General features: G+C 42.6%; 8 protein-coding genes and 1 pseudogene. 2 read left to right on the forward strand and 7 right to left on the reverse strand.

The window, feature by feature from the left end; translation table 11 throughout:
- On the reverse strand, positions 1–2,070 hold a 2,070-nt coding region (locus RYL27_RS08585; RefSeq protein WP_314966571.1), incomplete at its 3' end, for a PEP/pyruvate-binding domain-containing protein.
- Between the two features lie 238 nt (positions 2,071–2,308).
- On the opposite strand from RYL27_RS08585, the gene RYL27_RS08590 reads away from it, so the two are divergent.
- Positions 2,309–3,415 carry a peptidylprolyl isomerase gene (locus RYL27_RS08590; RefSeq protein WP_314966573.1) on the forward strand — a complete coding sequence of 369 codons (1,107 nt, stop codon included), beginning with the start codon at positions 2,309–2,311 and terminating at the stop codon, positions 3,413–3,415.
- Positions 3,416–3,539: 124 nt separating this feature from the next.
- Here the strand turns inward: RYL27_RS08590 and RYL27_RS08595 are convergent, their stop codons facing one another.
- A complete protein-coding gene (locus tag RYL27_RS08595; RefSeq protein WP_314966574.1) occupies positions 3,540–5,285 on the reverse strand; it encodes a GGDEF domain-containing protein in 1,746 nt (581 codons plus the stop codon).
- A gap of 449 nt (positions 5,286–5,734) precedes the next feature.
- Here RYL27_RS08595 and RYL27_RS08600 point away from each other — a divergent pair, with 449 nt between their 5' ends.
- Entirely contained in the window at positions 5,735–7,945 is a 2,211-nt protein-coding gene (locus RYL27_RS08600; protein WP_314966576.1) for a methyl-accepting chemotaxis protein, read from the forward strand.
- A gap of 142 nt (positions 7,946–8,087) precedes the next feature.
- Here RYL27_RS08600 and RYL27_RS08605 read toward each other — a convergent pair whose 3' ends face one another.
- From RYL27_RS08605 to RYL27_RS08625, 5 genes and pseudogenes are all read right to left on the reverse strand, one after another.
- Positions 8,088–8,537 carry an Hsp20/alpha crystallin family protein gene (locus RYL27_RS08605; protein ID WP_314345144.1) on the reverse strand — a complete coding sequence of 150 codons (450 nt, stop codon included), beginning with the start codon at positions 8,535–8,537 and terminating at the stop codon, positions 8,088–8,090.
- A gap of 212 nt (positions 8,538–8,749) precedes the next feature.
- Complete coding sequence (locus RYL27_RS08610; protein ID WP_314345142.1) at positions 8,750–8,980, reverse strand: thioredoxin family protein; 231 nt, start codon at positions 8,978–8,980, stop codon at positions 8,750–8,752.
- Positions 8,981–9,021: 41 nt separating this feature from the next.
- A complete protein-coding gene (locus tag RYL27_RS08615) occupies positions 9,022–9,951 on the reverse strand; it encodes a CobW family GTP-binding protein (protein ID WP_314345140.1) in 930 nt (309 codons plus the stop codon).
- 129 nt (positions 9,952–10,080) lie between these two features.
- Entirely contained in the window at positions 10,081–11,079 is a 999-nt protein-coding gene (locus tag RYL27_RS08620; RefSeq protein ID WP_314966578.1) for a permease, read from the reverse strand.
- Between the two features lie 30 nt (positions 11,080–11,109).
- Positions 11,110–11,454, reverse strand: a pseudogene (locus RYL27_RS08625) (hypothetical protein); the annotation flags it as partial.

The following is an 11,454-nucleotide window of genomic DNA, read 5'->3' on the forward strand; positions in this document are numbered from 1 at the left end:
TCCTTTTTCCTTGAAAGATTCATAACTTAAAACTCTAATCTCCCCTGCCAGAGGATCTCTGTCCACCTTTCCGAGAAGCTTAACCCGAGACAAAATCGGAAGTCTTTCATAGGCCTTTCTGAGTTCCTTTTCTCTCGCAATTTTCAGGGAGAAATCTTTGCCGGAAAATAGCAATTCCTTCAGCTCATTGAGACTCAAATAATACACATCAAAGCCTATGGTTTTCTCTCCGATTTTATCTACAATTCGCCGCATTAAACCAAAGCATCTTGTGCGATGAAGACGGGAAATCTCCCTATTGTTACAGGAGGACTCGGCAAGGCGATAGAGAAAGGACTTTCGCTGTTTCTGCTCATAGGGCTTCTCTGAACAGCTTGTCTCTTCGCAATCTTTCTCCGAGAAATTTGTCTCTACACATGCTTTCCCAAGACTATGCTTCGCTTCCGAAAGCTCATACCTCTCCGCAGTTTCGGTCTCTAAAGAATCCAAAATCCATCGGTCCAGTAGCTCTTCATTGGTTCTGTAGGTTCTGGTTTCCAGCTTCAGCTCTCCCTCTATTCGGTCTCCGTAGGAAGAAATATAGCTTTGCTTTTCCCTGCGATATTCTTCACTGTCTAAGCCATGCTTTCTTGCCACCGTCTTTAAGGCGGAAAGAGCTCGTACAGGCTTCATGGTTTCTAAGGAAAATGCCGTTTTCTTCCCATATAAATGAGTGCTGATAAAGGACACCATATCATTCATCAACGTAATATCCCACTCCCGCAGTAGATCTTCCTTCATTTCCAAAAAAATCCGATAGAGTGCTTGAGCATCTTCCTCCTCATCCACCCTTTTGCTATAGGATGCATAGCGCTCCTGGAAAAATCTGTCCAGCTCCTTCATTTTCCTTTGGGAAACTATAAAATAATAACAAAATAAAAGGGCAATTCTACACTTTAAAAAGAAGCTTGGCTTCTTCTTGGAAAAGGATATTTCTTCGTTAGATACCCCCAGCATTCTCTGCCAAACCGGAATAATCTTTCCGGAAAAGGGAAGGAGACGCAAAATATCATACCAGGAGGAGATTTCATAATACATTCTTCCGGAAAATCCTCCCACCATGCGTTGAAAAAGCTCCTCGTAGGAAGAGACCTTCTTTCCCAAAAAACGTCTTCCCAGAGAAGTAAAAATCCCGCTATACATTTCTCCCGCAAAGCTCTCGCTTAAAGGAAGACATATTCCCGGAAAGCTTTCGGAGATATTGCTGTTGTCTAAAATCCGAACAGGAAGATGCATGTCTAAGGTGGTGATTTCTCTGGCCTGTAAAATGTAAACTTTGCCCTTTTCTATGGCAAATTCTATATCCATAGGCTTTTGAAAAAGCTGCTCTATTCTTTCTCCAAGGATAAACAAAGTTTTCAGCTCTTCCTCTTCCAAACCTAAACCTGGACTTTCCTGTGCCTGTTCCGACAAACAGCTTTGAACACGCCCCTCTTGGTACAGACATTCCCCCGGAAAATAATGGTAGGTCAATACATTTTCCTGATCCTCCACCACCTTATCCCCAAGACCTTGTCCCAGAACCACCACCATTTCACTCAGGATCCCCTTGGGGTTTTTCGTAAACAGAACACCGGACTTTTCCGGAAACAGCATTTCCTGAATGAGCACCTTTTCTACCAAGACTTCTGCTTTTTTCTGTTCTGTGCTCTCCTGCTTTTCTCTGTTCTCCTGCTTTTCTCTGTTCTCCTGCCGTTCTGCGTTCTTCTGCTTTTCTGCTTTGCCCTGCTCTTTTAGATAGTATTCCGTCTTCCCTCTATTCGCCTTTTCTTTATATTCCAAACTGCCGGCATAGGAGTCAAAAACCTCCTGTACCGCTTCCTGTACCTTCTCCCTTTTTACATTTAAACGCGTCAAAAACTGTCCGGCAAAGGAATGCTCCCCCCCATCTTCTGTGGAAAAATTGGAGCGAACGGCAAAGTATTCCTTCTCAGAAAAAGAAAGATCCACTTCTTCATTTTCCGAAACCAGGATAAACTTCGGAACCGGAAATCCCTTCTCCTGTAAAATTTCTAAATGCCTTGCCTTCATGATTTCTCCCACTTATTTTTTTAGCTGTTTGACTCTAAATATAATAATTTATCTTACCTTGAATTCTCAAGAAATGCCACACCCTAAAGTGCTTTCCCTCCCCATGTATACATTTATTTTTTCTCCAAAAAGTATTTAAATAATAGCTTTTATTTGGTATTATTATATAAATATAAATTCGGATTTACAAAGAGTAATTGTAAATCAGCACAAGTTCTCATGACAGAAAGGAGGCTTTATGAGAAAATCATTCATGAAATCAGCTCTTGCATTCGGCTGTGCACTGCTGACTGCCCTATCCCTCACCGCCATCACAGGTTTTGCCAAAAACTATGATGAGGAAGTACAAAGCTGGCAGCTCCTGTCCCGGCATTGGGATGAAAGCGAACTAAAAGTACGCTTTGAAGAATTCATCAAGGACATCAAGGAGCACAAGGGTATCGAGGATTACATTGTTCCCGATATTTCAGAAGAAGAGAAGGAAGCTATTCGCAACTATTTCCGGACTTTTGAGGGTATGAAGGACATCCGCTATACCTACACCAAGATGCCGGTGCTTCATCGGGTAAGCGGAACCGATGAATACAATGATTTACGAGGAATCATGGAATTAAAGTTCCAGACTACCGAAGCAAAGAACAAGGTAACGGAACACACTGTCCTTTTGAAAATGGCAAGACTGGGAGATGCCCAGGGACTCAAATGGAAGATTGTAGGCATCCTTTGGAAGGATAAGGGCGTGGATGTATCCGACGTAAAGATTTATCAGTTGGATAAGCCAAAACGCGGCGAAGAAGTTTGCATTATGACCACCGATGCCGGAGTAATCAAGATGCGTCTCTTCCCGGAGAAGGCTCCCATTGCCGTGCAGAACTGGATTACCCTATCCAAGCAGGGCTTCTACAACGGCACGCCATTTGCAAGAGTCATCAAAGATTTCGTGATTCAGGGCGGAGCTCTGGACGGTTCCGGAGACGAAGCAAAGTCCAGCTATAACGGATTCTTCGTTGACGAAGTAAACATGGAGCTGCACAACTTTAACGGAGCGCTTTGCCTAGGAAATAACGGTCCCCATACTAACGGAAATCAGTTCTATATCGTGCAGTGCAGTAAGATTCGTAATGAAGCGGCACTTCCTCTTTTATCTCTTCCGGAAAATGTAAAAGCAAAGTACAAGGAAGTGGGCGGAATTCCCGAGCTGGACGGACGTTACACCGTATTGGGACAGGTTTATGAAGGAATGGACGTAGTAGAAAAGATTGCTTCTCAGGAAACCAATCAAGATGATGCGCCTGTATCCAACCCCATCCTGATTCAGAATATTACTTTCCAGAAATACCGTTAAGCAGAGCTAATCATTTTCCAAATGTCGGCTCTGATACCGGCTAAATTCCACTAATATCAAAAAGGACTTTGGAAGAACCGAGGGATATCCCCAAAAGCTTCTTTCAAAGTCCTTTTCTCCTTGTTTAAAAAGAAATCTCCTGATCTCTACTCTTTTTCATTCTATACTTATCATCGTACATCTTTCCGTCCGCCTGTCGAATCACATGACTCACGGTGAGATGTTCTCTCTTTTCAATGGGGAGCTTCTCCGCAACCTCCCGATAGCTGGCACTTCCCATGGAAATACTTACAGGGAAGGGAGGATTCTGTTTCTCCTTCGTATTCCGCAAATACTCTTTAATCTTATTTTCCACTTCAAACACCGCACTTGCGGGGAAAACAATGCAGACAAATTCATCACCGCCGTTTCTTCCGGAAAAGCCTTCCACCTCTGCCATGGCATCCTGAATAGCCTCTGCCACCATTTGAATCAAACGATCTCCGGACTCATGGCCATAAAGGTCATTGGTCAGCTTAAGGTCATTGATATCCATAAAGATAGCGGCATAGTCCTTCTTTTTGCTATGATCCAAAACCTCCAGCTGATCCTGCAAATACTGCCGGTTTCCAAGACCGGTCAGCCGATCCGTATAAGCCAGGTATTTTAAATGCTTTTCTTCGATGCCGGCCTGGGCAATCAGAATAACCTTAAATACGTAGGAAGTAATAAAAACAATAATCAAAAGCAGAATTAAAATCTTTGAAAAGCCTGTGGTAACAAAGCTTTGCAAGAATCCCGGCCACTTCTCCGTAATACTGCCGGCCAAAATGATTCTAATCTGTTCTAAAATGCCGAATACAGCCACAAACACCAAGCCGTATCCCAAAATATAATCCGAATTGTTCTTTATCTTTTTTCCGGGGAAAAGCAGGCTTGCCATAGAGGAAAATACCATTACAATCTGTGCCGTCTGTACCAGACGGAGATGCCCGGTATACTGAAATCCCGTAGGGAAAATATAAAGGATCAGGCAAAGCAAGAAGAAGGCCAAGAAAATGCTGCCGACTACTCTAAGATATTCCCTGACCACCTTCCTTGAGGTTTCATAGCTGGCATATAAAGGGGCCGTGGGCAACAATAAATACATACCCACATACTCGCAAACCGCACTTAAATCCTCTCTTGGAAAAAGCAAATAAGCCAGACCGGTATTTCCCAAGTGCCAGAGGGTAATGGCGAAAACCAGGGAGAATAGCCACATTCCTTCACTGGCATACACATGTGTCTTAAAGAAAAAAGCAAAAATGACGATTCCGATAAAGGATCCAATCAAGGTCATTACGAAAATAGGATACGTCGTTTCCTGACTAATCATCGGATAGTAAAACTCTGTCCCTTTAGCCATCAAAACCGGAACATCAAAATTATCCTCCAAAATATCCAGCTGAGGATCGATTTCCACCCGAATCTCATCCCCATAAGCCTCCAAAGGAACCGGTATGCTGATTTTCAGGTGTCCAATCATATGCCTTTTCAGATTTTCTCCGTAGGACACCAATAACTGATCCTTGTAATACGCCTTCACCACACTGTTATAAAAAAAGAAGTTAATCGTCTGATACTCCGCCTTCCATTCCAATTCCAAGGGCAGATGCATGGTGATATGATCTTTTCGGGAAGAAAAATTAAACAGATAGCTCTGAAAATTATCTACACTTCCATCCTCGTGCTGTACTTCCACACTCATGTTCTTCAACACTTTATAATCACTTTTGGGCACCCGTCCTACATCACTCAGAATATAACGCATCACAAGAAGCCCCACCAAAATGGAGAGGAACAAAAGAATGACGGTTTGGTGTTTTTTGATGAAGGAATTATTTCTCATCTCCGCTCCGGATATCTACAATAGAATGCTCTGTTTCCAAAAAATATCCTTCGTGATTATGCTTCTAACCCGCATCTTGGATGTCTCTGTCTCATAAGCACGAAAGGTACAGATTAATCTTATAAAAGTCTGCCGTAACCTATACATAATCGTCAAATATAAGAGAAGGCATAAACCTCTGCCCCATACGAGCAATCCTTCTCTTGCCGTTTTCTAAAGATGAAAACAGTATAGCACAATCTTTTCTATTTTGATTTATAAAAAAAGGAAAATCTGTCGAATGAACCGAAAAGACTCATGAGCTCGTACCGATGGAGAGCGAGATTACCCAATGAATCTCCATTCAAGCTGAAAATATTCTATCCATAAAAACCCTAATCGTGGAAAATGCCACCAAATTTTGTGTGACTTTTATCATATATCTATTCAAGGAAGGACCGGTATGTAAAATGAAGAAAACAGGACAACAAAAGAAGACGGAAAAAAGCAGAAGTCTAGGCTCCCGATTATCGATGCTCTTGGGCATTGTAGGACTTTTGATTCTCTGTAGCTTAAGCGTTCCCATAGTAACCATGGGAAGTAAATCCGTAAAAGCCAACTTAAACAAAAACATGGAAGATTTGCTGGATATCACCAATGAGAAAACCGGAAGGGTTTTTACTCAAGTGCAAACATTAGCCGATAGTATGATGGAATCCATCAGTTTTGTTTGGGATCAAAATGATGCTGTAGGAGGCGCTCCCGCCAATCCCTGGAGAATCAATAATTTTAATGACGGCAACAGAGAAGTGCAAGAAATTACTCCCATGCAAAATACGACCTTTCGTTCTCGAATTTTAAATCAGGAAATTCCTGCCAGCCGATACAATGCGGAAGTTGTTATGATGAACGCTATGTACTCTACCTTAAAAAGCAATCCCTATGTTACAGGTGTAGGGTATTTCTTTGAGCCCGGTGTCTTGATTCCCGGCGTAACGGATTATGCGCCCTACCTTACCGTAAAGAGCGCAGAAACCAGAGATATCATCAATTATCCCTATTCCTATTATCAAAATAAGGGCTATTACAAAACCGCAAAGGAAACCCAGAAGACCACCATCACATCCCTTTACCATGATGATGAATATCCGGAGTATTCCTTGATTACCGTTTGTACTCCCATTCTTGTAAACGGTGAATTTAAGGGTGTTGTCACAATTGAAATTAATCTTTCCGCCTTTGATATCTTGGCACGGGAAGATAGCCGTTTCCCAAGCCTCTTTACCTCTGTAATGGATGACCAGGGAAACTTCCTCTACAGCTCTCGAGAAGGTTTAAGAGAAAAAACCTTAAATGACGCACTGGACGAAAAGGATGTACCTGAGCTGCTCAGCAAAATGCAGGAAGACAAACCCTTCCATGTGGTTTTACAGAATAAGAGCGGACAAAGCAGACGTCTGTATTTTGCTCCCACACAGCTGGACGGCACAACGCTTTGGAGTCTTATGAGCATTTCCAGTAACGAATACTTGAGAGTGACCAAGCGCTTGATTACCGTATCCACCATTATCGTGCTTTGCGGCGTAGTATTACTGACGCTGATTACCAATCTTTTAATTCGTTCCTCCTTGAAGCCTTTGCAAATGATGGCCAAGGTCGGAAATCAGGTGGCAGATGGAAACTTAAATGTAGAAATTCAATATCAGAAGCAAGACGAAATCGGCACCATTGCCCATGCCTTTGATAAAGTCATGCAACAGATTAAGGACATTATACAGGATTTAAACGAAAAGCTCTCCTCTGTTTCCCGCGGAGATTTCCGTGTCGACCTTTCTGACGAAAGCCTTTATAAAGGAGACTACAGACCATTACTGCTTTCCCTTCGGGATATTACTACAGACTTATCCGACACCATGGAGGAGATTAAACGTTCTGCATCCGAAGTAAACAGCGGAGCAGAACAGGTATCCAACGGAGCACAGTCTCTATCTCAGGGCTCTACAGAGCAGGCCTCTTCCATAGAAGAGTTAAGTGCTACCATGAGCGAGATTTCCGATAAGATTAAGAGTACCGCAGAACAATCCCTGGAAGCCAACAAGCTCAGCCTGTCTTCCGTGGAAGCTGTAGAGCTCAGTAACCAAAAAATGGAAGAAATGTCTCTGGCTATGAAGGAAATTACGGAAAAGTCCAATGAAATCGGAAAGATTATCAAAACCATTGACGATATTGCTTTCCAAACCAATATCCTTTCCTTAAATGCGGCGATTGAGGCGGCAAGGGCGGGAGCTGCCGGAAAAGGCTTTGCCGTAGTGGCTGATGAAGTCGGAAATCTGGCACAGAAGTCCGCAAAGGCCGCTCAAAATACCAGTGACTTGATTGAAGAAACCATTGACGCCGTGTCTCGCGGAGCAAAAATCACGCAGGAAACTGCGGAATCCATGGATTTGGTAAAGAGCAAAGCAGAAGGAATCACAAACATTATTTCCAAGATATCCGATGCTTCCGAGGACGAAGCCCGGGGCATTGTACAGTTGAGCTCCGGACTGGATCAGATTTCCTCCGTGGTACAAAGCAATACCGCCACAGCGGAACAGTCTGCCGCAGCCTCCGAAGAGCTGTCCGGACAGGCCAATGTCTTACAGGATCTGGTATCCAAATTCCAATTAAAGAGTGACAACTAATAACAAAGAAAGACAAAAAAGGAGCTACAAAATAGTTAACATACTACTTTGTAGCTCCTTTACTTTTTAATGCATTTTAAAGCCAATTTCCGAATATTCTCGGCTACACTTTTATTTTAACAGAATCGCTTTCCAAATAACTTTAACCTTCAATCATAATCGGCTGCTTCTCCGGAAGTTTCTTCTCCCCTTCTTTAGGGAAGGAAAGCTTCAGAACGCCCTGTTCAAACTTTGCTTTTACCTCTTCCTGCTTAATGCTGTCACCAACATAAAAGCTTCTTTGCATAGAGCCGGAGTAACGCTCCTGACGAATGAGTTTACCTTTCTCATCCTTCTCTTCTTCATTTAAGCCCTTCACGGCACTGACCTGAAGATAGCCGTCATGCAACTCTACCTTGATATCCTCTTTCTTAAAGCCCGGAAGATCGATATCCATATCGTACTGCCCGTCCTTTTCATGAACATCCGTCTTCATCAATCTTCCTGCACGGTCTCCGTAAAGCTTATTCTCTACTCTGCCCAGACCTCCGAAACTCGGAAAATCAAACCAATCATCAAATAAATTCTCTCCAAAAATGCTAGGTGCTAACATATCTTTTTTCCTCCTTATACTCTTTATTTCAATTCTGACTTCTCGTCATTGTTTTTAGCAAGGGGAAGAATCTTCATCATCGTGAGAACCTTTAAAGTCCTTGCGGTCTTCTCTGTTCCTCTGCTTGATTATGATTATACTCAAGTTGTTAGCACTGTCAAGTGTCGAGTGCTAATTTAGTTGTGAAAAATTTGTGTATTTTTAGGCTTCCTTTAAGACAATAGCTTTTTTAATTCTCCGACTCCGGGAACCCGTCCGCTTACGACCAGTTTCCCGTCAAGCATGAGGGATGGAGCACTGAGTACCCCAAGCTTTACAATCTCGATTAACTCCTCTACTTTTTCAATTTTAGCATCCTTCCCTAGCTCTTTTACCGCCTCTTTTACATTTTGATATAATGTATCACATTCTTTACAGCCTGCACCGATAACCTTGATTTCCATATTCACCTCTCGTTACATTTCCTTCCAACTTTTCTTACTCTTTAATTCTTTAATTTCATGGGGCTATTCATCGTCTTTTTCCATGCTGCGTCAATGCTTCGAATCACCTTCGGTCCAACCTTCGACAAAAATACCAGCTCGGAAATCTCCTTCTCAGGGCATGGCTTATAGTCGATTAGTTCTTCCACCACATCCACCTGCATCCAGCAATTGTCCAAAAGGAAAAAACCTTTAATCCGATAACAGTCCGGCAAAACTTCCTGCAAAAATTGATGAAAACGCTCTTTGGAAACATTTTCCGTACATACCAGAGAAATGGTTTTCGGCTTGTTGTCCACCGTATTTAAGCTCTCTTCCGAATCTACCCAGCTTCCCTTTTCAAAGCCTTCTCGAATAAAGCCAAGATCTGCTCTTCCATTTTCACAGTGTAAAATCAGGCAATGGGGATTCACTTCCCGAATCAAAGAAAGTACTTTCTTATACTGTTCCTCGGAAATCAAATCCATCTTGTTCACGATGGCTACATCGCAATGCTTTAATTGCCTGTCTACCGTTTCCGTATCCTTTACCTGCTTTGGAAAATGCACGCCGTCAATCAGGCAGATTACCCCCTGAAAATCATAGACGTCCCCGGCTAGAACTTCTACGCTCTTTAAAATGTCCCGAATATTCGAAGGATCGGCAAGACCGGAACTTTCCACAAAAAGGTATTCCATATCGCCCTTGCTCATCTCTGCCAAAGCATCCACAAAGGAAAGTTGCAGACAGGAGCAGAAAATCGATCCTCTGTTGATTTCCTTGATGGTCAGTTCCTTCTTTTCCAGAATACTGCCGTCAATTCCCGTTTTCCCAAATTCGTTTTGAATGACGGCAAGCTTTTTATCGGAGAATTCTTCCAAGATATGCAGCAAAAGACTGGTTTTTCCCGCTCCCAAAAAACCTGTTAAGACATATAATTTTTTCTTTTCCATAAATGATCTCCTAATGAGGACAATGTAGTACAAGATATAAAAGGTAGTAAAAGGTAGTAAAAGGTAGCACAAAATAGCGTGCACTTCGGCAATACTGCTTAGTCGAAAGGAAAGCATTTTCCTTGTAAATCATAACAGAAGCACCGCCTGTAATGCATTAAAAATATATCCGATAAGAATAATGCCGAGGATGCATATTCCTATAAAAGTCCCCAAGAGCTTCGGCTTAATGACCTTCCTAAGCATAATCATAGAGGGAAGAGAAAGAGTGGTGACCCCCATCATAAAGGCCAGCACCGTTCCCAGCTCCGCTCCCTTTAAAAGAAGGGATTCCGCAATCGGTATCGTTCCGAAAATATCCGCATACATGGGAATCCCCACCAGAGTCGCAAGAATCACGCCGGCAGGATTTCCTTTCCCAAGTAAAGAAATAATCCAGTTCTCAGGAATCCAGTTGTGAATCAAAGAACCGATACCTACCCCTAAAAGGATATAGGGGAAAACCTTTCGAAAGGTTGTTTTCACCTGCTCGGCAGCATAAGAAAGACGCTCTTTCCGGGACAAGGTAGGGAGCGCCTGTTCCACGGGTTTCAACTGCAAAAGAATGGGTTCTATCTCATTTTCCAAGGACAAATGCTCTATCACTAAACCGCCTAGAACCGCCAGCAAGAGTCCCAATATCACATAGACAGAGGCAATCCTTAGACCGAAAATGCCGGTGAGTAGTACAAGGCTTCCCAAATCCACCATGGGAGAAGATATCAAAAAGGAAAAGGAGACTCCAAGAGGAATCCCGGCTGCTGTAAATCCCATAAAAATCGGAATGGAGGAGCAAGAACAAAAAGGAGTAATCGTGCCCAAAAGAGCCGCTATAATATTGGCATGGATACCGTGAAAACGCCCCATAATCCGCTTTGTCCTTTCCGGCGGAAAGAAGCTCTGCACATAGGAAATGGCAAATATCAAGACGCAAAGGTAAACCGTGATTTTCACACAATCATAGAGAAAGAAATGAAGGCTTCCTCCGATGCGGCTTTCCGTAGCAATCCCCATGTGTTCCAAAGCCTCCCGAAACAGTCGGCTTAGCCAGTCCATTCTCAAAATTTCCTCTTGTATAAACTGTATCATACTGCTTTTTGCACCTCCTTTTCCCCTACCCTATACATCACTTTTGGTGTCTTCCTGCAGATTTTCCTTTCTTTCTTCCAAAAGCTCCTCCAAATAAGCAAAGTCTTCTTGAAATTGCTTTTCCGGACATAGTTTTCTCGCTTCCTGAATCCGTTCTGCCACTCCCTCTTTTTTTCCATAGCAGCATAAATCCATAAACAAATCCAGAAGGGTAAAGTTCTTTTTATAGAACGCATTTTCTTTGTATTTTCCAAAAAGAGCTTCACTATCTTGATAAAGAGTCTCCGCTTCCTCGTAGTCCTTTAAATAAAAATAGTTCAGGCATAGATTCAACCTTCTCACCATCTCTACAGAAGGCATTTTCTTTACCCTCGG

Source organism: Oribacterium sinus (assembly GCF_963537195.1).
Classification (GTDB): Bacteria; Bacillota; Clostridia; order Lachnospirales; family Lachnospiraceae; genus Oribacterium; species Oribacterium sinus_A.